The sequence below is a fragment of the Litoreibacter albidus genome, from assembly GCF_900107015.1.
Lineage (GTDB): Bacteria > Pseudomonadota > Alphaproteobacteria > Rhodobacterales > Rhodobacteraceae > Litoreibacter > Litoreibacter albidus.
In genome coordinates this window covers 44,088-66,275 of record NZ_FNOI01000004.1, presented here as the reverse complement: position 1 = coordinate 66,275, position 22,188 = coordinate 44,088, and the positions used below count along the sequence as shown (strand labels likewise).

Here is a 22,188-nt window from a genome sequence, read left to right as displayed (position 1 = left end):
GCGCCATCCTCGGACAGTATGACGGAGCCTTCATGGACATTTTGCAAATCGCATCGCTACTGCTGGTATTGGCCGCGGCCTTTGGAACGGTCAACTACCTGTTCCTGAAGCTGCCCTCTGCGATCGGGATTTTGATCGTGGCGTTGCTGGCATCCTTGGCGATCATGGCGCTTGACCTTGTTGCGCCGCAACTGGGCGTGGCGACGGAGGTGCGTGCCGTCGTGAAGTCCATCGACTTCTCAGAGGCACTGCTGGAGGGCATGTTGGGGCTCTTGCTGTTTGCGGGGGCGTTGCACGTAAAGCTTGCTGACTTGAAGGGCGAGTGGCGCGTGGTGGCCCTAATGGCGACGCTGGGCGTCGGCCTGTCGACGGTAATTGCGGGCTTCGGCTTCGCGTGGATGACGGGCATGCCGATCATGATTGCGCTTGTGTTCGGGGCGCTTATTTCGCCGACGGACCCTGTCGCGGTGCTCGGGGTGCTGCGGCAAGCGAACCTGAAGAAAAGCATGGAAACACAGATCGCGGGAGAAAGCCTGTTCAATGACGGAGTGGGCTATGTGGTCTTCCTTGTGCTGGTCGGCGTTGCCTTCCCCGCACTGGATGCCCACGGCGAGGCACATGGCGGGGGCGGGCTGAGCGCCGCCGCGCAGTTGTTCTTGCAAGAGGCCGTGGGCGGCGCGCTGCTTGGCGTGGTGCTTGGCTTTTTGACGTTTCGGGTCATGCGACGGATTGATGACTACGCGCTTGAGGTTTTGATCACCCTCGCGCTGGCCTTCGGGGGGTATTCGTTGGCGGTTTATCTGCATCTGTCCGGGCCTGTTATGGCGGTTTGCGCAGGTCTGCTGATTGGTGATGTCGGGTCGAAATACGGCATGTCGGAAACCACCCGTCGCTATGTGGACGGGTTCTGGCAGTTGATTGATGAAATCCTGAACGCGGTGTTGTTCCTGCTGATCGGGGTGGAGGTCTTTGCCGTTGCGTTCTCGGTCCACGGGATCGTTGCGGGGGTCTTCGCGATTGCACTGGCCTTGGTCGCGCGGTTTGTTGCGGTGTCGGTACCGGTGTTGCTGTTGCGCCCCTTCCGCGGGTTCTCCAAGGGGGTAATCCCGATCATGACGTGGGGTGGCCTCAAGGGCGGTATCTCTGTGGCGCTGGCCTTGTCCTTGCCGGAGGGCGAGTGGAAGCCGGTCATCCTGACGGCCACCTATGTGGTGGTGATCTTCTCGATCATTGTGCAGGGGCTGACGGTCGCGCCTTTGGCCAAGCGTCTGGGTCGGGAGCCGGAATTGGTCTGACTTTCCCCCTAGACGATTGGCCACAGCGTCCCCATTCTAAAATGTGAAGGGTCCCGCTGCGGTGGCCTGCATCTGGTACGGAGAACGCACAATGTCATTGATGAATATGGTCACCAAAGTCGCCATCGGTTTTGCTGTCGCGAAGGGAATGCAAAAGGTTCAGCAGTCCGGCGGCATCGGTAAAATGATGGACAGCTTGAAGGGGGCCGCTGGCGGGGCAGGGGCGTCTCAGGCGGGGTCCGGCGGTGGTCTTGGCGGGATGCTTGGCAATCTGACAGGCGGCAGCGGTGCTGCAGGTGGCATTGGCGGCATCGGTGGTCTGCTTGGCGGCTTGGCATCTGCGCGCGGTGGATCGGGCGGGTCGCTTGAAGACTTGCTTCGTCAGGACAATCCCGTTGAAGAGCCAGCCCAAGAGGAAACCGCTGGCTTGATGATCCGCGCGATGGTCATGGCTGCACGCTGCGACGGTGAAATCGACGACACAGAGCGCGAAACGCTGATGGCGACCATTGGCGAGGAAGCAACCGACGCCGACATGGCTTTCGTGCGCGACGCAATGGCGGAGCCTGTTGATGCAGCCGCATTGGCCGCGAGCACGCCAGAGGGGCTGGAGACACAGGTTTACTCCATGTCCGTCATGGCGATTGAGCCGGACAACCGCGCCGAGGCGAAGTATCTGCACGAATTGGCTGCGGCCTTGGGCATCGGTCAGGCGACCGCAAACGAGATCCACGACAGCTTCGGCGTCCAGCGCCTTTACAACTGATAGCGCAAACTGTGGCATAGTGTGCCTTGCGCCCTCCTCGTTCAGCGGCTTTAGTCGCCGCACGAATGAGGAGGGACCCCAATGAATTATGCCGATATCTATAAACGCTCGCTTGATGACCCAGAAGGTTTCTGGATGGAACAGGCGGAGGCAATTGATTGGGACCAAAAGCCGTCCAAAGCGCTCTTCTCCGACAACGCGCCGCTTTACGAATGGTTCAAGGATGCACAGGTCAACACATGCTATAACGCGGTGGACCGTCACGTTCTGGCAGGCAACGGTGACCGCGTGGCGATCATCTATGACAGCCCCGTCACACATACCAAACAAGAAATCACATATGCGGAGTTGCAAACCCGCGTAGCCTCGCTCGCGGGTGCCCTACGCGCCAAGGGCGTTGAGAAGGGCGACCGCGTCATCATCTACATGCCAATGGTGCCCGAAGCGCTGGAAGCCATGCTCGCCTGCACCCGCATCGGCGCGGTGCATTCGGTGGTCTTCGGCGGGTTCGCCGCGAACGAGCTGGCGGTGCGGATTGACGACGCCACGCCCAAAGCCATCATCGCAAGTTCCTGCGGGATAGAGCCGGGCCGTGTGGTGCATTACAAGCCATTGCTCGACGGGGCGATTGATCTGGCCACCCACAAGCCGGAGTTCTGCGTTATCTTCCAACGCGAGCAGGAAGTCGCGAACCTGAGTGAGGGGCGTGATTACGATTGGCACGGCTTCCAATACGGTGTCGAGCCTGCGGAGTGCGTGCCCGTCTCTGGGGACCATCCGGCGTACATCCTCTACACATCCGGCACGACGGGCCAACCCAAAGGCGTCATGCGCCCCACGGCAGGGCATCTGGTGGCGCTCAACTGGACGATGAAGAATCTCTATGATGTCGACAGCGGGGACGTGTTCTGGGCCGCCTCCGATGTCGGTTGGGTCGTGGGGCACAGCTACATTTGCTACGGGCCGCTGATCCACGGGAACACGACTGTCGTGTTCGAGGGGAAACCCATCGGCACGCCGGATGCGGGCACGTTCTGGCGCGTGGTGGAGGAGCATAAAGTCAAAAGCTTCTTCTCCGCCCCGACAGCCTTTCGCGCGGTCAAACGCGAAGACCCGCAGGGGGAGCTCATCAAGAACTACGACCTCTCCAGCCTGAAGACCGTCTACCTCGCGGGGGAGCGTGCGGACCCCGACACTATCGAATGGATGCAAACCCATCTGGGCAAGCCGATCATTGACCATTGGTGGCAAACTGAAACGGGCTTCGCGATTGCTGCCAACCCGATGGGGATAGAACCGCTACCGGTGAAAATCGGTTCCCCGACGGTCGCCATGCCGGGCTACGATGTGCAGGTGCTGGACGAGGGGGGGCACCCCATGAAAACGGGGGAGCTTGGCGCCATTGCGATCAAGCTGCCGTTGCCACCTGGCACCCTGCCGAACCTGTGGAATGCCGAGGCGCGGTTTGTCAAAAGCTACCTGACGACCTTCCCGGGCTACTACGAGACCGGCGACGCAGGCATGATCGACGCGGACGGCTATCTCTACATCATGGCGCGGACCGATGACGTGATCAACGTCGCGGGCCACCGCCTGTCGACGGGCGCGATGGAGGAGGTGCTGGCGGGCCACCCAGACGTTGCGGAATGCGCGGTTATCGGGGTGTCCGACGCGCTGAAGGGGCAGATGCCCATGGGCTTCGTGTGCTTGAACGCAGGCGTCGACCGCCCGCACGGTGATATCATCAAAGAGATCGTGCAACGGGTTCGTGACCAGATCGGGCCTGTCGCCGCCTTCAAGCTGGCGTGTGTCGTAGACAGGTTGCCAAAAACGCGCTCTGGCAAAATCCTGCGGGGCACGATGGTCTCTATCGCGGATGGCAAGGACTTCAAGATGCCAGCAACCATTGACGACCCTGCAATCCTTGACGAGATCGCGGTGGCGCTGAAGGGGCTAGGATACCCGCAGGGATGATCCCGAAAATCAGGCGCTGCCCGCTGTGAAGTTGGGCCGCGTCCCCACGGCGTCTTCTGCGCCTCAGGCTAGAAAATCACTTCTGCCGTCCTTTTCCCCGCAAGCGAGGCATTGAAACTCCGCGCCGCGCGCTTCACTATTGGCGCAAACGTCTTTGGGGGACACCGATGTCTGATCTGCTGCCACACGCGCTTTCGGTTCGCGAGAACGCGCATGCGCCTTATTCCAAATTTCACGTGGGCGCTGCGCTGCGCACCAAGTCCGGTGCCGTCTTTGTGGGCTGCAACGTGGAGAACGTGGCCTATCCGGAAGGCACCTGCGCGGAGGCTGGCGCGATTGCGGCAATGGTCGCCGCTGGTGAACGGGACATCGCGGAGGTCTGCGTCGTTGCAGGCTCCCCCACGCCCGTGCCGCCTTGTGGCGGCTGCCGCCAAAAGCTGGCCGAATTCTCTGCGGGGGATGTGCCGGTAACGCTGGCCACGACGTCTGGCGTCTTGGAGACCACGACCGTCGCGGCGCTACTCCCCGGCGCGTTTGACGCGGGCCACATGGCGTAACCGATGGATGCCGCACAGATCATAGGTAAAATCCGCACCCGCCAACCCGTCACCGCCGCAGAGTGCCGTTGGTTCGGCAAGGCGCTGGCCGAGCAGGCTGGCGTGAGCGACGCGCAAGCAGGCGCATTCGCAATGGCCGTTGCGATGGAAGGTTTGGGCGCGGATGGTCGCGTCGGCCTTACCGAAGGGATGCGCGACAGTGGCGATATGCTGCGTTGGAAGCTGCCAGGGCCGGTGCTCGATAAACACTCCACCGGCGGCGTGGGCGATCCTGTCTCTATGGTGCTGGCGCCCGCTTTGGCTGCGTGCGGTGCTTTTGTGCCGATGGTGTCGGGGCGCGGGCTTGGACACACGGGCGGCACGCTGGATAAGCTCGAAGCCATCCCTGGATTTGTAAGCACCGTCAGCACGTCCAAGCTGCAACATGTGGTGCGCGAGGTCGGCTGCGCTATTGTTGGCGCGTCGGGGCAGGTAGCGCCTGCTGACCGACGGCTCTACGCCATTCGCGATGTGACCTCGACGGTCGACAGTATCGACCTGATTACGGCCTCGATCTTGGCCAAAAAGCTGGCGGCTGGCATTCAAGGCTTGGTGTTGGATGTGAAGGCTGGCAACGGCGCGATCATGCAAGACCCCGCGCAAGCTAAACGTTTGGCGTATTCACTGGTCGAGGTCGCAAGCGGCGCGGGATGCCCCACAACCGCACTGATCACCGATATGTCGCAGCCTTTGGCCACAGCGGCAGGCAACGCAGTGGAGATGCGGGCGGTGATGGAAGCGCTGAGCGGAACGGGGCAAAAGCGCCTGCGCGAAGTGGCACTAGCCTTGGGGGCGGAGCTTTTGGCCAATAGCAAGCAAGCGCAGATCGACGCGGAAAGCGCGTGGGGGATGCTCAACGAGGCTATCAACTCTGGCGCGGCCATGGAACGGTTCTGCCGCATGGTGGCTTATCTGGGCGGCCCTACCGATTTTGACCAAAGCTGGCGCTTTTGCCTGCCAGAAGCCAATATCGTGCGGGAGGTGTTGCCGCTGGCCACCGGTTACGTGCGCAGCATCGACACACGCGCCTTAGGGTTGGCTGTGGTTGAGATGGGCGGTGGGCGACGTCGCGAGACGGATAAAATAGACCCCTCGGTCGGCCTGTCAGGGTTCAAGCGCATCGGTGAGGCGGTCGACAAAAGTACGCCGCTTGCGATGGTCCACGCCGCCACCGAAGAAGCCGCGGCCAAGGCCGAGCGCGCGGTGCGTAAGGCGTTCCAAATCGGGGCGGCCAAGGTGGCTGTGCCACCGCTGTTCATTGATCGGATATCGGTATGAGCCGCGCCTTCCTTGTGGTGCTGGACTCCGTGGGCTGCGGCAACGCGCCCGACGCGGCCAGCTTTGGCGACGCTGGGTCGAACACTCTGTTGCATATCCACGAAAAAGTCGGCCTGAAAATGCCCAACCTGATGCGGCTGGGTTTGGGACAGGCCATGGGCATCGACGCACCCGCAGCCCAAGGGCTTCACGGCGTTGCAACGGAGGTCTCGCAAGGCAAGGACACCCCTTCCGGCCATTGGGAGCTGTCCGGCGTTCCGGTTCCTTGGGACTGGCTCTATTTCCCCGACACGGCGCCCAGCTTCCCGCCCGAAATCGTGGAGGAGGTCGCGAGCTTCTGCGGCACGGACGGCATTCTGGGCAACTGCCATGCTTCCGGCACGGTGATTATCGAGCAGCTGGGCGAGGAGCATATGCGCAGCGGCAAGCCCATCTGCTACACCTCCGCTGATAGCGTGTTCCAGATCGCCGCCCATGAGGAAAGCTTCGGGCAGGAACGCTTGCAGGCGCTGTGCCAACACATGGCCCCGATGCTGCACGCAATGAATGTGGGGCGCGTCATCTCGCGGCCGTTTGTTGGCGAAGATGCGGCAAGCTTCAAGCGCACCAAGAACCGGCATGATTATGCCATGCAGGTGCCGTCCCCCACGCTGCTGGACTGGGCGAAGGCAGACGGGCGTGCGACTTACGGCGTCGGCAAAATTGGCGATATTTTTTCCGGGCGCGGATTGGACGAAACCCGCAAAGGGTTTGACGACGCCCTAATGGTGCACTTGTCAGATTTGGTCGATGAGGCCCCAGACGGCGCGTTGGTGTTCGCGAACTTCGTGGAATTCGACAGTCTATATGGCCATACCCGTGACCCAGAAGGCTACGCCGCGCACCTCGAATGGTTCGACGCGGAGATCGGCCGCATCATGGCCAAGCTGCGCGACGACGACCTCATGCTATTCACCGCTGACCACGGCAACGATCCCACATGGGGCGGCACGGACCACACGCGTGAGCAGGTGCCGGTTTTGGCTGTCGGCGCGGGTGTCAAAGATATAGGGCAGGTCATGTTTGTCGACGTCGCGGCCTCGGTCGCAGATTATTTGGGCCTGTCAGAGCACGGCCCCGGAAGGAACTTCTTGTGAGCACGATACCCAAGGTAGAATTGCACCTCCATATTGAGGGCGCCGCGCCCCCGGCCTTCATTCGCGGTCTCGCGCAAGAAAAGGGCGTCAATCTGGATGGTGTCTTCAACGATGATGGCTCTTACAAGTTTGAAAGCTTCAACCAGTTTCTAAGCGTCTACGAGGCGGCTTGCACAGTGCTGACAGGGCCAGAGGAATTCGCGCGGCTGACCACCGCCGTGTTGGAGCAATCCATCGCGCAGGGCGTGATTTACACGGAGGCCTTCCTGTCACCCGACTTCTGCGGCGGGGGCGACGTCGGCGCATGGCGCGAATATATGAACGCGATGCAAGAGGCCGCAGCAAAACTTCCCGAAATCGAGATGCGCGGCATCGTCACCTGCATCCGTCACTTCGGGCCGGACCAAGCCAAAGTCGCGGCGAAATGCGCGGCTGAGACAGCGGGCGGGTTCATCACCGGATTTGGCATGGGAGGCGATGAAATGGTCGGCACCCAAGGCGACTATGCATATAGTTTTGACATGGCCCGTGAGGCCGGACTGCGCCTGACGACCCACGCTGGCGAATGGGGTGGGGCAGACTCTGTGTGGCAAGCCGTGCGCGATCTCAAGGTGGACCGCGTGGGCCACGGCGTCCAAGCCATCGACGACCTCGCACTGGTCGATCATCTGGCAGAACACGGGATCGTCTTGGAGGTCTGCCCTGGCTCTAACGTGGCGCTTGGTGTCTACCCCGACTGGCGCAGCCACCCGATCGAAAAGCTGCGCGAGCGCGGCGTGCCGGTCACGGTTTCGACCGATGATCCGCCGTTCTTTCACACCACCCTAAGCGCGGAATACGACCGCCTTGCCGACACCTTCGGCTGGGACGACGAGGTCGTGCGGGAGGTCAATGTCACCGCCGCCAAAGCCGCGTTCTGCGACACAGTTACCCGCGAAAAGCTACTTAAGACACTGGAGCCCACCACATGAGCGATACCCCTCATCTGACGATTGTAAACCACCCGCTGGTGCAGCACAAACTGACCCTCATGCGCGAGAAGGAGACCTCCACGGCGGTCTTCCGGCAGCTTCTGAGGGAGATCAGCCAATTCCTTGCCTATGAGGTTACGCGCAATCTGGAGATGGAAACAAAACGGATCGAGACGCCCGTTCAGGAAATGGACGCACCCACGCTCGCCGGTCGCAAACTGGCACTAATTTCGATCCTGCGCGCGGGCAACGGGCTGCTTGACGGCATGCTGGAGCTGATCCCCTCGGCTCGCGTAGGCTTCGTGGGGCTGTACCGCGACGAGGAAACGCTGCAGCCGGTTCAGTACTATTTCAAGGTGCCAGAGCACATGGAAGACCGCATGGTTATCGCGGTCGATCCTATGCTTGCGACGGGCAATTCCTCAGTTGCGGCGATTGATCTTCTGAAGAAATCCGGCGCTAAAAACATAAGCTTCCTGTGCCTGCTGGCGGCACCGGAAGGCGTGGCGCGGATGAAGGAAGCCCACCCAGATGTGCCGATTGTGACCGCGTCTTTGGACAGCAAACTGGACGCGAATGGATATATTGTGCCGGGGCTAGGGGATGCGGGTGACCGCATGTTCGGCACAAAATAAGGTAGTTTCAGACTTTACTTGATTGTGTAGGTGTTGCATTGTCCCCACTATATTTGGTGGGGACTAATATGCGATTTTTGCGACTGCTATCTGTGTCTATCTTGGCGCTGAGCATGGGGCTCATTGGCGCTGACGCCCAGAATTTGCGTAGCGACAAGGGGCCTGCGGAGCGCCCGCCAGCCTCCTTCAAAGGCAACCAATACGTCGATAGTCGCGGGTGCGTCTACATCCGTGCAGGCTACAGCGGCAACGTCACTTGGGTTCCTCGGGTGACGCGTTCTCGCAAGCTGGTTTGCGGTCAGCAGCCAAGCCTGCGCGGCAGCACGCAAGCCGTCCAAACTGCCCCGCGCAAGCCCGTGCGCCAAGCGACCGCCCCGTCCATCCCTGCCGGTGCAAAGATCGTGAAGCGGACCACCAAGGTGATCCCAGCCGCGCCCAAGCCAACCACGAAACGCGTCGTGCGCAAAACGGTCGAGGTGCCACAAGTGCAGCCGCGTGTGGTGCGCAAATCCGTCGCCGCGCCGAAGCCGCAAACGCGCATCGTGCGCAAGGCCGTACCGGCCCCCGCAGTTCAAACCCCGACAGCGCAGCCCCAAGTGGTCCGCAAGCGGGTGGACAAGCGCCGTGCCACTGCACAACCCAAGATTGTGTACCGCTGCGGCGCAAGCGAGCTTAGTGCGCAATACATCAACCAAGGTGCGCGGTGCGGCCCGCAAGGCAGCACCCCGCGCAGCGTCGTGCGCGAAGAAATTTCACCGCAAAGCCGCAACACGACCCAAGGCCAGTTGGTTGGCCCGAAAGGTGCCAACCGCAAGATCGCTGAATCGCGCATGAAGCTGCCCAAGGGCTATAAGAAAGCGTGGGACGATGATCGCCTGAACCCGTTGCGCGGTGTTGGCACCACGTCGGGCAAGGCCCAGATGGAGCTTGTTTGGTCGAACACAGTGCCGCGCTATCTGATTGACCCCGCAACAGGTAAACGCGCAACTGCGCGCCAAAAGCGGATTTTCGGCCTGTTCTAAGCGCGGATTACTCGGCGCAGATATCTTGCAGGCTGATCCAGTCGCCGTCAGATATCAGGCGTGGGGCTTCAATGCCGCGGTAGGGATCGGCCTCAATCAGCTCCAGCGTGCTTTCTCCGGTTACATCAACGGCATAGGCGTAGGGGCTGGAGGCGACCTTGGCGGTTGCGAAGCGGTCCAACAGCAAGGACGCATTCGGGCGTGGCGTTGGGGCGGCCATTAAGGTCTCCGCGTAGTCTTTCAGCACGTCGTCCTCGACCTGCCCACTGGTGAGCAGGTGCAGCGTGGCGCTTGCGCCCACATCGCGCAAAAACTGCTCCATCGGATCATTGAGGCTGGCTTGCTCCGCCGCGGCCAGCATGTAGCCCGCGACGACGTCCGCATCGTCGTGATCTTCAACCACCGAGCTGTTAAGCAGCAGCAAGCCACCGGGTAGATACAGCGCCCCATTTGGCCCCGACGGCACGATGTAGGCCTTGCGAACCGCGTCCCCCAAGACCCGCGCCTTCAGACGCGCCAGCGCTGCGGAGCCGAGGCTGCTTTGGCATGTATCGCCCGTCAGGCGTGTCATATGGGTGAGCAGGTCGCTGCCGATGGCCAAACGCTTGCTGTCGGGCACCACGGTCAGCGTATGGCGCACCAGCGCGCCGGGCAGCCAGAAGTAACCAAGCGCCCCTATGGCCGCGATCAGACCCGTAAAGATGTAGAGCCGAAGCCGCCCACGATGCGGACGACGGCGGGCCACGGTTTTGCGAATTTTCTCAATGGCGTCGATCAGCGTGGCGTCGTCCAGCTCCAGCTCTTCACCGGCATCAGGGCCGGGGCGGAACAGGGCAGGGCGCGCGCCGGGGTTCAGCCGTTCAATCGCCGGAAGCGACCAATGGGCCAAGGCGGTATCGGTCTTGTCGCGGATGATCAGTGTGGCATCACCAAAAGACAGCAGAACGTCGCGACGTTGGGCATCGGGGCTTTCGCGCCAAATACCCGTCGATTCCAAGCGATCATATTCTTTCAACGCCGTCATTTGTCGCGGCTGCCTGCTCATTCTTGTTGTCCACAGGCACGATAGCTTGAAAGCCGTGGTGGCTCAATGCGTTTGAGGACAGCGCCGGATTAAATCAGTCGCCCTATTCACAGCGTTTTGGCCAATTCGCGTAATTCAAACTTCTGTATTTTGCCGGTCGAGGTTTTCGGCAACTCTTGGAAAACCACGCGCTTCGGGGTTTTGAACCCCGCCAATTCGGCGCGGGTGTGGGCGATCAGCTCGGCCTCTGTGGTCTGTGCGTCCTCCTTCCACTCCACGAAGGCGCAAGGCACCTCGCCCCATGTGTCATCCGGCATGGCCACAACCGCGCAAAGCGACACGGCAGGATGGGACATCAACACGCCCTCGACCTCGACCGAGGAGACATTTTCGCCGCCGGAGATGATGATATCCTTGGCGCGGTCGGATATTTGGATGTGCCCGTCAGGGTGCTGGACGGCGATATCGCCGGAATGAAAATGCCCGCCGTCAAAGGCCTCCGCCGTGGCGCTTGGGTTCTTGTAATACCCCTTCATCACCGAGTTCCCGCGCATCACAATCTCGCCTTGGCTGGCTTCGTCCATGGGCAGCTGCGCGTTGTGCTCGTCCACGACGGTTACATATTCCATCATCGGGAAGGCCACGCCTTGGCGGGCCTTCAACGCGGGCTTGTGTGTGTCTGGGTGCGCGTCCCAGTCGGGGTTCCACAGGCATTCGGTGACATGGCCGTAGGTTTCCGTCAGCCCGTAAACTTGGGTCACGTTGAAGCCCAAGGCTTCAATCTTTTGCAAGGTTGCGGGGGCAGGGGGCGCACCGGCGGTGAAGACCTCGACTTGGTGGGCAAAGGGCTTGCGCGCAGTGTCCGGCGCGTTGACCAGCATATTCAGCACGATAGGCGCCCCGCCAAAATGGGTGACGCCTTCCTCCGCAATCGCGGTGTAAATCGCCTCCGCGGTGACATCGCGGCAGCAGTGTAGCGTGCCGCCCAAGGCGGGCAGCATCCATGCGTGGTTCCAGCCGTTGCAGTGGAACATGGGCACGATCGCCAGATAGGTCGGGAACAGTTGCATGCGCCACGAAATCACCGTGCCCATGGTCATCAGATACGCGCCACGGTGGCTGTAAACGACGCCCTTGGGCCGTCCCGTGGTGCCGGAGGTGTAGTTCAGCGCGAGGCTCTCCCATTCATCGTCGGGCATCTGCCAAGGGGCATCTGGATCCCCCTCGGCCAGCAAGTCCTCATAGGTCGGGTGGCGGCCCGTAGCGGTATAGCCTGCGGCCTCGTCGGGCACCTCGATAATCAGGGGGCCGCCGCTGTCGCAACCCGCCTTGGCGGCTTCTACCATCGGCAAAAACTGCGTGTCGCACAGGATAATCGCGGCCTCGCCGTGGTCAAAAATGTAGCTGACCGTGCCGCTATCAAGGCGGGTGTTTATGGTGTTCAGCACCGCGCCGCAGGCGGGTATGCCAAAATGCGCCTCCGCTTGAGGCGGAAGGTTGGGCAGCGCAGTGGCGACCACATCACCGGGTTTCACGCCGCGCTTGGTCAGGGCGCTGGCAAGGCGCGACACCCGCGCATGGTACTGCGCGTAGGAGCGTCGCATGCCGCCGTAAACCACAGCCGTGCGGTCGGGGAAAACCTCCCGCGCGCGGTTCAGGTGGGATAGCGGCGTCAGGGGGACGAAGTTCGCCGCGTGTTTTTCCAGCCCCGCCTCATCTGCCATCCAGCCCATTGTCATTCCCTCCCGTTCTAGGCACGTTAGACAGGAGCTTGCCGAAGCAAACTGCACTTGGGAAGGGTAATTCTGCTGTGGGGGATGAATTGTATGACAATTAATACCGCGCCCCGCCTCGCGGCATGCGGGGGACCCTCATGATCATATCCGAGGGGCGCAACTACATCTTCGTCCACATCCCCAAGACAGGCGGCACCTCCATGGCTTTGGCGCTGGAGGCGAAGGCCAAGGCTGATGACATCATGCTGGGCGATACCCCAAAGGCGCGTAAACGGCGCAGGCGGGTCGCAGATGTGGCGGCGGCTGGTCGCCTTTGGAAGCATTCCACGCTGCGCGATATCGTCGGCTTGGTCCCGCAGAGCCGCATTGATGCGGCCAACGTGTTTACCATGGTGCGCAACCCGTGGGACCGTATGGTCAGCTATTACCACTGGCTGCGTGCGCAGTCGTTTGATCACCCCGCCGTGCACCGCGCGCAGGAGTTGGAGTTCAGCGATTTTCTGCGCCACCCGCACATTTCTGCATCCCTGCGCGCCGCGCCCTACGGCTCTTACGTCATCACGGCGGCAGGGGATGAGCACTGCGCTTTATTCGTGCGGTTGGAGCATCTGGACGAGGATTTGCCAAAGCTGGAGGCACTTATCGGCTGCAAGCTAGGGCCGTTCCCGCATGACAACAAATCCTCGCGCGGGGACTACCGTGACTTCTACAGTTCTGCGGATCGGGCCTTGGTGACAGAGATCGCAGCACCGGATATCGCGCGCTTTCACTACCAATTTTGATTGTTATCATTTCGGACACAATTTGCCTCAAAATGACCTTTTTGCCGTCGAATCCCTGACTCCGTGATCCGGCATGCTTACTCAAATAATAGTAAGCAGACAGGTGTGGGACATGTTTTTCAAATCTAGCCGCAAGGCCTCCAAGGTTGAACCTTTAGTTCTGACAATTGCGCCAAGCGCTGGTATTTTTGCCGGTACCAAGATCGCAACCCGCCACCGTTGGGCTTGCGTTGAAGATCTCAGCGTGGGTGACAAGGTTCTGACCGCTGAGCAGGGCGAGCAGGAAATCGTCGATCTGGAAGTCCGCACCCTTAGCCTTGCCTCCGCCAAAGCCGCCGCAGGCCAATGGCCGCTGCTTATCCCTGAGGGCGCTATCGGCAATGACCACGCTATGCTGGTGTCCCCTGACGCCCGTTTGGTAATTGAGGACGACGCCGCTGGCATCTTGTTCGGTGAGGCCTGCGTGACCGTTCGCGCCGAGAACCTGATCGGCTACCGCGGTATTGCCCGCGCCCGCGTTAACGGGGAGTTAACTCACGTCACGATCCGGTTTGAGGATGCACAGACGCTGGTGGTGGAAGGCGGCGTCTTCCTTGACGTGCCAGCCCCCAACGGATTGCACCGCTTCACCCCGCTGAACGACCGCCAGTCGCGCCTTTTGGTGCGCAACATGGGCGAAACGGACCGCAAAGAACGCGCGCGGCCTGTTGCTGCTGGCTGGATTTAGGCGACTTAGAGAACCCTCAAAAAATCGCGTTACAGGCGCTTGTAGCAACGGGCCGCATAGGCCGCTCCGAGGGCACACTGTCCCCATATAAGTCATCGTCCCAGTCCTGGATCGCCTTCGACGTGCCGTCCGGCATGGTGTGGAGCAGGCGGTGCACTTTGCCCACCTTCAAGCACTCGCGCGCAGGCGGGCCGTTCAGCGCCGCGTGATCGGTGCGGGCCTGCCCGAATATCGCCGTGACTGCGCGCTTTTGCTTGGCCGTCAGCAGCTTCACGACCATTGGCCCCAGCAGCAGGGACTCGCACAAACAGCCGTTCGCCACCACAATCTCATGACGGTCACAGGCGAAGTGGACCCATGTGACGCGTTTCTTGCCTTTCATATGCCGGATGCCCTGCAACGCAGTTAACGACTTCGCGGGCACCAGTGCACCTGCGCGGAACACCGTGCTGAGTTGCCCTTGCTCCCCCACCAGAAGGCGGTGCTGCGGCGACACAATCAAGTCTTGATGCGGACGCCCAGAGCCGAGCGCGCCCTTGGTTACCAAAACAGGTTTTGCATCGGGCGCGGCCTCCTCAAGTGGCTGCTCATCATGGCGAATCCAGCGTATCGGCGCAAAGCCGTGATCCAGCGTCGAAACCATGTCGCCCGCCTGCAAGTTCTCCACAGGTGCTGGGCCGTCTGCGGTGTCGATATAGGTGCCGGACGCAAAGCAAACCGCCTGATACGTCTCAGTTGCGTTCTGGTCACTGGTGTAGAATGCGTTCGGGCTGGAGGGGCCACCGCCGTTGTCCCAATACCACTGCTCCACGTCGAAACCCGGTGTCCAGATCAGCTGGAAGGCCTCCCCATTTACCGAGTTTATGCCCTCAAAGACGATCGCGCCCTGACCGGGGCCTAAATAGTCGCTGCGGATGATGGTTGCGTCTTCCATGATCCCGCCGCCATGACCGCTCCACGTCAAATCATAGGTCTCGCCGACTTCAAACAAGCTTGGGTCCGTATCGCCCACGTTGGAGGTGATCGTCAGGTCGGTCGTCGAATTCGGAGGGTGATCAAAATAGCTGTAGCTGGGCGTCACATCAATGTTGCTGCCAGATGAGGCGGCGAAGGAAGTGTCGGCGGCGTAGATGGTCACAGTCATGCAAGGTCCTCTCGGCGCGGAGAGGTAGGGACAACTGGTTTAGACAAGCTAAAGAAAAATCGCGGGTTAGTTTCAATTGGAACGACACCCGGTCACACAGGGCACCCGCGCGTAAAAAAGCCCAACCTTTCGGCTGGGCTTTGATGGGATTTAAGCGGCTTTGGCGGGATCGAACCGGCCGTAGAAGCTTTGGTTCTTGGCGGCCATATCTTCCAGAAGATCAGGCGCTTTGAACCGCTCGCCGTATTTGTCAGCCAGCGCGTTGGTGGTTTCAGCCGCCCAAGGTGTTCCGACCATGTCCAGCCACGACAGCGGACCGCCGGACCAGGGCGCGAAGCCCCAGCCCAAGATCGCGCCCACGTCACCCTCGCGGATGTCCATCAGAACGTCTTCCTCGATGGCACGCACGGCTTCCAGAACCTGTGCAAACAACAGTCGGTTTTGCACCTCGGTCAGGTCGGGCTGGTCGTCCGCTACAGGGTATTTGGCCTCTAGGCCGTCCCACAGCAGTTGGCGTTTGCCCTTGGCGTCATAGGCGTAGAAGCCCGCGTTGGACTTTCGGCCCAAGCGACCTTCGTCCGCCATCCAGAACAGCACCTCGTCCACCGCATCGTCATAGGCGTCGCCCATGGCGGCTTTGGTTGCCTTGGCAATTTTGACGCCCAGATCAATGGAGGTCTCGTCCACCAATTGCAGCGGCCCCAATGGCATCCCCACGAGCTTGGCCGCGTTTTCGATCAAGGCAGGGTTCACGCCCTCTTTGACCATGCGAATGCCCTCGTTAATGTAGGGGATGATGCAGCGGTTGGCGTAGAAGAACCGTGCGTCGTTGACGACGATCGGGGTTTTGCGGATCTGGCGGGCGAAGTCCAACGCCTTGGCCACCGCGCGGTCGCCTGTGCCTTTGCCCTTGATGATCTCGACCAGCATCATTTTCTCCACCGGAGAGAAGAAGTGGATGCCGATAAAGTTCTCCGCACTCTCAGACGCTTTCGCCAGCTCTGTGATCGGCAGGGTGGAGGTGTTCGTCGCAAAGATGCAATCAGGGCCAACAACGGCTTGCACCTTCTTGGTGACCTCGGCTTTCACGCCGACATCTTCAAACACCGCTTCAACGATCAGATCGCACCCCTTCAGGGCGTCGTAATCGGTGGTGGCGTTGATCAGCGCTAAGGCGGCCTCTTTCTTCTCGGGCGTGGCCTTTTTGCGAGCGATGCCTTTGTCCATGTAGCTTTCGGCGTAGGCTTTGCCCTTATCCGCAGACTCTTGGCTCGCGTCGATCAGCACCACTTCGATGCCAGCCATAGCGGACACCAGCGCGATGCCAGCCCCCATCATGCCAGCCCCGATGATGCCAACCTTCTTGACCTTCTCATCTGGCACATCAGGACGCACCGCGCCTTTTTCCAACGCCTCTTTGTTGATGAACAGCGACCGGATCATGTTGGCGGAGCTAGGGTTCATCAGCACATTGGTGAACCAGCGCGCTTCGATCTTCAGGGCCGTATCAAACGGCACCATCGCGCCTTCATAAACCGCAGACAACAGCGCCTTGGCGGCAGGGTAGACGCCTTTGGTGTTGCCGTTAACCATCGCAGACGCACCAACGAAGGTCATGAAGCCAGCAGGGTGATACGGCGCACCGCCGGGCATTTTGTAGCCCTTTTCGTCCCATGGCTTGACGATCTTCGGCTCGGACAGAACCCAAGCTTTCGCAGCCGCCAGCAGTTCGTCGGCGGGCACAACCTCATGCACCAGACCAGCGGATTTGGCTTTCTGCGGGTTAGACAGTTTGCCTTCCAGCAAGAACGGGGATGCGCCCATGGCACCCAGCAGACGGGTCACGCGGGTGGTGCCGCCCATGCCGGGGAAAATGCCGACCATGATTTCCGGCAGGCCGATTTTAGCCTTCGGATTGTCAGCCACAAAGATGCGGTGGCAGGCCAGCGGGATTTCAAACCCGATGCCAAGACCGGTGCCTTGCATGGCGCAGGCAATCGGCTTGCCGCCCTTGTTGGTTTTCGGGTCCATGCCCGCGCGCTCGATCTTGCGCAGCATGGTGTGCGTGGCCATCAGCCCGTCCATCAGACCCTTCGCGGGGTCGTCGCCCGCGCTTTCCTTCATCTTGGCGATGATGTTCAGATCCATCCCGCCCGCAAAGCTGTCAGGCTTGCCGGAGGTCAGGATAACGCCCTTGATCGCGTCGTCGGCCAAGGCTTGGTCAATCAGCGCGTCGAGGTCCAAGAACCCTTGCTGGTTCATCACGTTCATGGACTTGCCAACGGTGTCCCAAGTGATCGTTGCGACGCCGTCGGCGTCTGTCTTCATTGTGAAATCAGTCATATCCCTAATCCTCAAACGCGCTCGATGATGGTGGCGGCACCCATGCCGGAGGCGACGCAAAGCGTGGCAAGGCCCACTTCTTTGTCGCTGCGCTCCAACTCGTCCAGCAGTGTGCCGATGATGATCGCGCCGGTGGCGCCCAGCGGGTGACCCATCGCGATGGAGCCGCCGTTGACGTTCACCTTGGAGCTGTCCACGTCAAACGCCTGCATGAAGCGCAGCACGACGGATGCGAAGGCCTCGTTGACCTCGAAGAGGTCAATGTCAGAGATGCTCATGCCCGATTGCTTCATGATGTGCTCCGTCACGGGGACGGGGCCGGTCAGCATGATGGTCGGGTCGGTGCCGATCTTGGCGGTCGCACGAATGCGCGCGCGTGGTTTCAGCCCGTGGGCCTCGCCGAACTCCTTGGAACCGATCAGCACACCGGCAGAGCCGTCCACGATCCCCGACGAGTTGCCGGCGTGGTGGATGTGGTTGATCTTCTCCAGATGCGGGTACTTCATCAGCGCAACCTTGTCGAAGCCGGGCATCACTTCGCCCATGGCTTGGAACGCGGGGTTCAACGCGCCAAGGCTTTGCATGTCGGTTTGCGGGCGCATGTACTCGTCATGGCCGAGGATTTCCAAGCCGTTTTGGTCGCGGATCGTGATGATCGACTTGGCAAACCGGTTCTCGTCCCATGCGGCTTTGGCGCGGCGTTGGCTTTCGACGCCCAATTCATCGGCCTGCTCACGGGTGAAGCCGTATTCGGTCGCGATGATATCCGCTGAAATACCCTGCGGCACGAAATAGGTCTCCATCGCAATCGACGGGTCCACAGCAATCGCCGCCCCGTCAGAGCCCATGGGGACGCGACCCATCATCTCCACACCGCCAGCGATATAGGCATCGCCTGCGCCGCCTTTGATCTGGTTGGCCGCAATGTTCACAGCTTCCATGCCGGAGGCGCAGAAGCGGTTGATCGACAGGCCGGGGATGCGCTGGTCCAGCTCGGATGCCAGAACTGCCGTGCGCGCAAGGCAGCCGCCTTGCTCCATCACCTGCGTCGCGTTGCCCCAGATCACGTCTTCAACCGCATGGCCCTCAAGGCCGTTGCGGTCTTTCAAGGCGTTCAGGATGTTCGCGGACAGACGCGCTGCCGTAACCTCATGCAAGCTGCCATCTTTGCGGCCCTTGCCGCGGGGCGAGCGCACGGCGTCATAAATATAGGCTTCAGCCATAGGGGATTTCCTCCATTAGATTTAGAACCCCGATCCAGGCCAGAACGCTGCACAGCAGCGCCCCAACCCCAAGCGGGAGTTTATACGAGGCCAAGGCGTGTAGTCGTTGGCCGAATGTGTCAGTGGATCGCAGCGCCAGCACCAGCCCGCCTGCGATTGCGGGCAAAACCAGCCCCAACCCGTAAACGCCCGCCATCAGCAACATGCCAAAGGCGCACCATGCGGAAAACATCGCACCGGCGGAGCCGAATTTGTCATAGGTGTCTTCAGCGCGGATCAGCGCCAGTGTGACGCCGCACAAGGTCATACCGATGAGAAAGGCGGCAAGGATCATGCAGGCAGCCCGCGTTGCATCAGGTCATAGGGGTGTTTCCAGCCGGGCACCTCAGAGATGCGTGTCAGCCATGCGTCGATGTTGGGCCAGTCGGCGCGGTCGAAGCCGAACGGCTCGTCGTAGAACAGGTAACTGCAACACGACAGGTCCGCCGCCGTCATGCCATCACCCACTATCCAGTCGCGGCCCCGCAGATGGCCGTCCAATACGGCGTAGGCGGCGTTCAGGCGGCCTTGCATGAATTTGATGACCTCTTGCGGGCGCTTGTCCTCTGGCAGGAAGTTCATCAAGAACCGCAGCGGCCCCGCTTGTGACGACATCTTGTGGTTGTCCCACAAGACCCACCGCATCACGTCGTATTTGTCTTCGGGGGCGCCGCCAAATTTTCCGGTGGTGTCGACCACATATTGCTGAATGACGCCCGATTGCGTGAGTGTCAGGTCGCCGTCCACGAGAACAGGCACTTCGCCCATGGCGTTAATCTGTTTAAACGGCTCCGCGCGGGCTTCGCCGTTGAAGAAGTCCACGAACACCGGTTCCCAATCTACGCCCGCCAATTCAAGGGTGAGCGCGGCTTTGTAGGCGTTGCCACTTTCGCCGAAGCAGTAAAGTTTTGCGGTCATTTTTTGCGGGCCTCCAGCTCTGAGTTGAATATGCGCAGGCGGTGGGTCAGGTTGTCCTCATCCATCACGCTGCTGAAGTTCTCGAACAGAAACGATAGCGCTTCCCCTTCATCCAATCCGGCCTCGGCGCTGAATTTCTTCAGCTTGCGCCATGCGTCTTCTGTCATGGCAAGGTTTACGCGGCGGGTCAGTTTTAGGCGTTTAGGCATTGGCGTCTCCGAAAATGGGGTAGGGCGGGGCAAGGCCCCGCCACCACCTTAGAAATTCGCAGCGTCAAGTGCCATCACAGTATCGGCACCACTCTCGATGCGCGACAGATGCATCGCCGTGGCCGGCAGTTGGCGCGCCATGTAGTATTTGCCGGTCGCGATCTTGGTCTCGTAGAATGCGGTGTCGGACGCGCCGCCCTCCAGTGCAACCATCGCGGCTTTGCCCATCTTGGCCCACATCAGGCCGAGGCAGACGTGGCCGAACATGTGCATGAAGTCATACGACCCAGCCAGCGCGTTGTTCGGGTTCTTCATGCCGTTTTGCATGAAGTACATGCCCGCAGCTTGCAGGTCTTTCGACGCGGCTTTCAACGGCTCTAGGAATGCCTTGTCGTAATCCTCATCGCCGGAGTTCTCTTTGATGAAGGACTTCACCAAGTCGAAGAAGGCCATCACGTGCTTGCCGCCGTCTTGCGCCAGCTTACGGCCCACAAGATCAAGCGCTTGCACGCCGTTGGCACCCTCGTAAATCTGGGTGATACGCGCGTCGCGGGCAAACTGGGACATGCCCCATTCTTCGATGTAACCGTGGCCGCCGTAAACCTGCTGCGCGGCGGTGGCGTATTCGAAGCCCTTGTCGGTCAGGAAGCCTTTGATCACAGGGGTGATCAACGACACGATGCCGTGGGCGGCCTCGTCGTCAGAGCGAACGTGTTGGTCGATCATGTTGGCCCCCCAAAGCGTGAACGCCCGCGCGCCTTCAACAAAGGACTTCTGATCCATCAGGTTGCGGCGGATGTCGGGGTGCACGATCAGCGGGTCAGCAGGGCCGTCAGGGTTTTTCGCGCCTGTCACGTCACGCCCTTGCAGGCGGTCGTTGGCGTAGATCACGGCGTTTTGGTAGGCAACTTCCGCTTGGGCATAGCCTTGCAGGCCAACGCCAATGCGGGCTTCGTTCATCATGGTGAACATGGCGCGCATGCCTTTGTGCTCGGTGCCCAGCAGGTAGCCGGTGGCGCCGTCGTAGTTCATCACGCAGGTGGAGTTGCCGTGGATGCCCATCTTCTCTTCGATGGAGCCGACGGCCACGCCGTTACGCTCCCCCAAGGAGCCGTCTTCGTTGACCAGAAATTTGGGCACGATGAACAGGGACACGCCTTTGATGCCTTCTGGGCCGCCTTCGATCTTGGCCAGCACCAGATGGATGATGTTGTCGGACATGTCGTGTTCACCCGCCGAGATGAAAATCTTCTGGCCGGTAATTTTGTAGGTGCCGTCGCCTTGCGGCGCGGCTTTGGTGCGCATCAGGCCCAGATCGGTGCCGCAGTGGGGCTCCGTCAGGTTCATGGTGCCGGTCCAGTCGCAGGACACCATTTTGGGCAGATACGTCGATTTCTGTTCGTCGGTGCCATGCGCATGAATGGCGGAGTAGGCGCCATGCGTCAGGCCTTGGTACATGTTGAATGCCATGTTGGCGGAGGTGAACTGCTCACCCACAGCAACGCCCAGCACGTAGGGCATGCCTTGGCCGCCGTATTCAGGGTCGCAATCAAGCGCGGTCCAGCCGCCTTCTTTCACTTGGTCGAACGCTGCTTTGAAGCCCGTCGGGGTCCGAACCACCCCGTTTTCAAGCACGCAGCCTTCTTTGTCGCCAACAACGTTTAAAGGTTGCAGCACTTCGCTCGAGATTTTGCCAGCTTCTTCCAGAATGGCAGAGGTGAAGTCCGCCTCCAATTCGTTATACCCCGGGACATCCTGTTCGGTCACTTTAAGGACGTCGTGCAGGACGAATTGCATGTCTTTAACGGGAGCTGTGTAACTGGGCATATGTATCTCTTTGCGAAGTTTCGTTGCGGGGTTAGCAGTTGGCCGCTTTTTTCATGCTGAAGGAGGCGATCATTTTTTCGCCCCAGGCCAGCTGGGCGGTCAGGTCGTCAATGGCTTCGTTCAACTCGTCGCGCTGCTTGATCATGTCGGCCAGACGTTTCTTGCCGATTTCATAAGTCAGGGCGTATTGGGTCTCTTGCTGGTCACCTACGTTATACAGATCCAGAAGCTGGCGAATTTCTTCCAGCGAAAAGCCGAAGCGTTTGCCTCTCAGGATCAGTTTCAGGCGGGCGCGGTCACTCTTGGTGAAGTGGCGGCGTTGGCCTTCCCGGATTGGGAACAGCAGTTCTTTTGATTCGTAAAAGCGCAAGGTGCGTGGGGTTACCCCGTATGCATCACACATTTCACGAATAGTCATAGTATCCTCAGACATTGTATGTCCTCCACAGCGCGGTTTCGATGTCTTGGACATGTTGAACGTGATCTCACCTTACAAGGAAAGTTGACGTTAACGTAAATGTAACGTGGCGTCAGAACGGTGGT

At 60.5% G+C, this 22,188-nt stretch carries 21 protein-coding genes; 11 read left to right on the top strand and 10 right to left on the bottom strand.

Annotation, left to right across the window (positions count from 1 at the left end; all coding sequences use genetic code 11):
- The first annotated feature begins 32 nt into the window (after positions 1 to 32).
- From BLW66_RS10740 to BLW66_RS10700, 9 genes are all read left to right on the top strand, one after another.
- Positions 33 to 1,295, top strand: coding sequence for a cation:proton antiporter (locus tag BLW66_RS10740; RefSeq protein WP_089947160.1), 1,263 nt, complete (start codon positions 33 to 35; stop codon positions 1,293 to 1,295).
- A 91-nt stretch (positions 1,296 to 1,386) separates the two neighbouring features.
- Entirely contained in the window at positions 1,387 to 2,061 is a 675-nt protein-coding gene (locus BLW66_RS10735) for a DUF533 domain-containing protein (protein ID WP_089947159.1), read from the top strand.
- Between the two features lie 81 nt (positions 2,062 to 2,142).
- Positions 2,143 to 4,035 (top strand): propionate-CoA ligase PrpE, encoded by a 1,893-nt coding sequence (gene prpE, locus BLW66_RS10730; protein ID WP_089947158.1) that lies wholly within the window; start codon positions 2,143 to 2,145, stop codon positions 4,033 to 4,035.
- A gap of 167 nt (positions 4,036 to 4,202) precedes the next feature.
- Positions 4,203 to 4,592 carry a cytidine deaminase gene (locus tag BLW66_RS10725; RefSeq protein ID WP_089947157.1) on the top strand — a complete coding sequence of 130 codons (390 nt, stop codon included), beginning with the start codon at positions 4,203 to 4,205 and terminating at the stop codon, positions 4,590 to 4,592.
- Between the two features lie 3 nt (positions 4,593 to 4,595).
- Positions 4,596 to 5,909, top strand: a complete 1,314-nt coding sequence (locus BLW66_RS10720; protein WP_089947156.1) for a thymidine phosphorylase — start codon at positions 4,596 to 4,598, stop codon at positions 5,907 to 5,909.
- Complete coding sequence (locus BLW66_RS10715) at positions 5,906 to 7,045, top strand: phosphopentomutase (RefSeq protein ID WP_089947155.1); 1,140 nt, start codon at positions 5,906 to 5,908, stop codon at positions 7,043 to 7,045. The genes BLW66_RS10720 and BLW66_RS10715 overlap by 4 nt, the downstream gene beginning before the upstream one ends.
- Complete coding sequence (locus BLW66_RS10710) at positions 7,042 to 8,016, top strand: adenosine deaminase (RefSeq protein WP_089947154.1); 975 nt, start codon at positions 7,042 to 7,044, stop codon at positions 8,014 to 8,016. Before BLW66_RS10715 ends, BLW66_RS10710 begins: the two co-directional genes overlap by 4 nt.
- On the top strand, positions 8,013 to 8,651 hold the full coding sequence (upp, locus tag BLW66_RS10705) for a uracil phosphoribosyltransferase (RefSeq protein ID WP_089947153.1): 639 nt from the start codon (positions 8,013 to 8,015) through the stop codon (positions 8,649 to 8,651). The genes BLW66_RS10710 and upp overlap by 4 nt, the downstream gene beginning before the upstream one ends.
- A 68-nt stretch (positions 8,652 to 8,719) precedes the next feature.
- Positions 8,720 to 9,673 carry a hypothetical protein gene (locus tag BLW66_RS10700; protein ID WP_089947152.1) on the top strand — a complete coding sequence of 318 codons (954 nt, stop codon included), beginning with the start codon at positions 8,720 to 8,722 and terminating at the stop codon, positions 9,671 to 9,673.
- Positions 9,674 to 9,680: 7 nt separating this feature from the next.
- Here BLW66_RS10700 and BLW66_RS10695 read toward each other — a convergent pair whose 3' ends face one another.
- Both BLW66_RS10695 and BLW66_RS10690 read right to left on the bottom strand, forming a co-directional pair.
- Positions 9,681 to 10,697: a hypothetical protein gene (locus BLW66_RS10695; RefSeq protein WP_089947151.1), complete on the bottom strand. Its 1,017-nt coding sequence runs from the start codon at positions 10,695 to 10,697 to the stop codon at positions 9,681 to 9,683.
- 107 nt (positions 10,698 to 10,804) lie between these two features.
- Positions 10,805 to 12,430, bottom strand: a complete 1,626-nt coding sequence (locus BLW66_RS10690; RefSeq protein WP_089947150.1) for an AMP-binding protein — start codon at positions 12,428 to 12,430, stop codon at positions 10,805 to 10,807.
- A gap of 140 nt (positions 12,431 to 12,570) precedes the next feature.
- Here BLW66_RS10690 and BLW66_RS10685 point away from each other — a divergent pair, with 140 nt between their 5' ends.
- Together BLW66_RS10685 and BLW66_RS10680 are read left to right on the top strand one after the other, a co-directional pair.
- Entirely contained in the window at positions 12,571 to 13,215 is a 645-nt protein-coding gene (locus BLW66_RS10685; RefSeq protein ID WP_089947149.1) for a sulfotransferase family 2 domain-containing protein, read from the top strand.
- 112 nt (positions 13,216 to 13,327) lie between these two features.
- Positions 13,328 to 13,942, top strand: a complete 615-nt coding sequence (locus BLW66_RS10680; protein WP_170833460.1) for a Hint domain-containing protein — start codon at positions 13,328 to 13,330, stop codon at positions 13,940 to 13,942.
- A 16-nt stretch (positions 13,943 to 13,958) separates the two neighbouring features.
- Here BLW66_RS10680 and BLW66_RS10675 read toward each other — a convergent pair whose 3' ends face one another.
- The 8 genes from BLW66_RS10675 to BLW66_RS10640 all read right to left on the bottom strand — a co-directional run bounded on the left by BLW66_RS10675 (position 13,959) and on the right by BLW66_RS10640 (position 22,078).
- Positions 13,959 to 15,086 (bottom strand): Hint domain-containing protein, encoded by a 1,128-nt coding sequence (locus tag BLW66_RS10675; RefSeq protein ID WP_089947147.1) that lies wholly within the window; start codon positions 15,084 to 15,086, stop codon positions 13,959 to 13,961.
- 150 nt (positions 15,087 to 15,236) lie between these two features.
- Positions 15,237 to 17,429 (bottom strand): 3-hydroxyacyl-CoA dehydrogenase NAD-binding domain-containing protein, encoded by a 2,193-nt coding sequence (locus BLW66_RS10670; protein WP_089947146.1) that lies wholly within the window; start codon positions 17,427 to 17,429, stop codon positions 15,237 to 15,239.
- A gap of 11 nt (positions 17,430 to 17,440) precedes the next feature.
- Entirely contained in the window at positions 17,441 to 18,652 is a 1,212-nt protein-coding gene (locus tag BLW66_RS10665) for an acetyl-CoA C-acetyltransferase (protein WP_089947145.1), read from the bottom strand.
- Positions 18,645 to 18,986, bottom strand: a complete 342-nt coding sequence (locus tag BLW66_RS10660) for a hypothetical protein (protein ID WP_089947144.1) — start codon at positions 18,984 to 18,986, stop codon at positions 18,645 to 18,647. The genes BLW66_RS10665 and BLW66_RS10660 overlap by 8 nt, the downstream gene beginning before the upstream one ends.
- The gene (locus tag BLW66_RS10655; RefSeq protein ID WP_089947143.1) at positions 18,983 to 19,609 is read right to left on the bottom strand and encodes a glutathione S-transferase family protein; all 627 of its coding nucleotides are present in this window, start codon (positions 19,607 to 19,609) and stop codon (positions 18,983 to 18,985) included. The genes BLW66_RS10660 and BLW66_RS10655 overlap by 4 nt, the downstream gene beginning before the upstream one ends.
- Positions 19,606 to 19,818, bottom strand: a complete 213-nt coding sequence (locus BLW66_RS10650) for a hypothetical protein (protein WP_089947142.1) — start codon at positions 19,816 to 19,818, stop codon at positions 19,606 to 19,608. Before BLW66_RS10650 ends, BLW66_RS10655 begins: the two co-directional genes overlap by 4 nt.
- A 48-nt stretch (positions 19,819 to 19,866) precedes the next feature.
- Positions 19,867 to 21,645, bottom strand: coding sequence for an acyl-CoA dehydrogenase C-terminal domain-containing protein (locus tag BLW66_RS10645; protein WP_089947141.1), 1,779 nt, complete (start codon positions 21,643 to 21,645; stop codon positions 19,867 to 19,869).
- A gap of 31 nt (positions 21,646 to 21,676) precedes the next feature.
- The gene (locus BLW66_RS10640; protein WP_089947140.1) at positions 21,677 to 22,078 is read right to left on the bottom strand and encodes a MerR family transcriptional regulator; all 402 of its coding nucleotides are present in this window, start codon (positions 22,076 to 22,078) and stop codon (positions 21,677 to 21,679) included.
- Between the last annotated feature and the right edge of the window lie 110 nt (positions 22,079 to 22,188).

Excerpts from the sequence above, each read along its gene's own strand:
- BLW66_RS10685 (WP_089947149.1), top strand. The coding sequence starts at position 12,571 with ATGATCATATCCGAGGGGCGCAACTACATCTTCGTCCACATCCCCAAG.
- prpE (WP_089947158.1), top strand. The coding sequence starts at position 2,143 with ATGAATTATGCCGATATCTATAAACGCTCGCTTGATGACCCAGAAGGT.
- BLW66_RS10675 (WP_089947147.1), bottom strand. The coding sequence starts at position 15,086 with ATGACTGTGACCATCTACGCCGCCGACACTTCCTTCGCCGCCTCATCT.
- BLW66_RS10640 (WP_089947140.1), bottom strand. The coding sequence starts at position 22,078 with ATGTCTGAGGATACTATGACTATTCGTGAAATGTGTGATGCATACGGG.
- BLW66_RS10655 (WP_089947143.1), bottom strand. The coding sequence starts at position 19,609 with ATGACCGCAAAACTTTACTGCTTCGGCGAAAGTGGCAACGCCTACAAA.
- BLW66_RS10650 (WP_089947142.1), bottom strand. The coding sequence starts at position 19,818 with ATGCCTAAACGCCTAAAACTGACCCGCCGCGTAAACCTTGCCATGACA.
- BLW66_RS10740 (WP_089947160.1), top strand. The coding sequence starts at position 33 with ATGGACATTTTGCAAATCGCATCGCTACTGCTGGTATTGGCCGCGGCC.
- BLW66_RS10725 (WP_089947157.1), top strand. The coding sequence starts at position 4,203 with ATGTCTGATCTGCTGCCACACGCGCTTTCGGTTCGCGAGAACGCGCAT.
- upp (WP_089947153.1), top strand. The coding sequence starts at position 8,013 with ATGAGCGATACCCCTCATCTGACGATTGTAAACCACCCGCTGGTGCAG.
- BLW66_RS10715 (WP_089947155.1), top strand. The coding sequence starts at position 5,906 with ATGAGCCGCGCCTTCCTTGTGGTGCTGGACTCCGTGGGCTGCGGCAAC.
- BLW66_RS10735 (WP_089947159.1), top strand. The coding sequence starts at position 1,387 with ATGTCATTGATGAATATGGTCACCAAAGTCGCCATCGGTTTTGCTGTC.
- BLW66_RS10695 (WP_089947151.1), bottom strand. The coding sequence starts at position 10,697 with ATGACGGCGTTGAAAGAATATGATCGCTTGGAATCGACGGGTATTTGG.
- BLW66_RS10680 (WP_170833460.1), top strand. The coding sequence starts at position 13,328 with ATGTTTTTCAAATCTAGCCGCAAGGCCTCCAAGGTTGAACCTTTAGTT.
- BLW66_RS10720 (WP_089947156.1), top strand. The coding sequence starts at position 4,596 with ATGGATGCCGCACAGATCATAGGTAAAATCCGCACCCGCCAACCCGTC.
- BLW66_RS10660 (WP_089947144.1), bottom strand. The coding sequence starts at position 18,986 with ATGATCCTTGCCGCCTTTCTCATCGGTATGACCTTGTGCGGCGTCACA.
- BLW66_RS10645 (WP_089947141.1), bottom strand. The coding sequence starts at position 21,645 with ATGCCCAGTTACACAGCTCCCGTTAAAGACATGCAATTCGTCCTGCAC.
- BLW66_RS10665 (WP_089947145.1), bottom strand. The coding sequence starts at position 18,652 with ATGGCTGAAGCCTATATTTATGACGCCGTGCGCTCGCCCCGCGGCAAG.
- BLW66_RS10700 (WP_089947152.1), top strand. The coding sequence starts at position 8,720 with ATGCGATTTTTGCGACTGCTATCTGTGTCTATCTTGGCGCTGAGCATG.
- BLW66_RS10690 (WP_089947150.1), bottom strand. The coding sequence starts at position 12,430 with ATGGGCTGGATGGCAGATGAGGCGGGGCTGGAAAAACACGCGGCGAAC.
- BLW66_RS10670 (WP_089947146.1), bottom strand. The coding sequence starts at position 17,429 with ATGACTGATTTCACAATGAAGACAGACGCCGACGGCGTCGCAACGATC.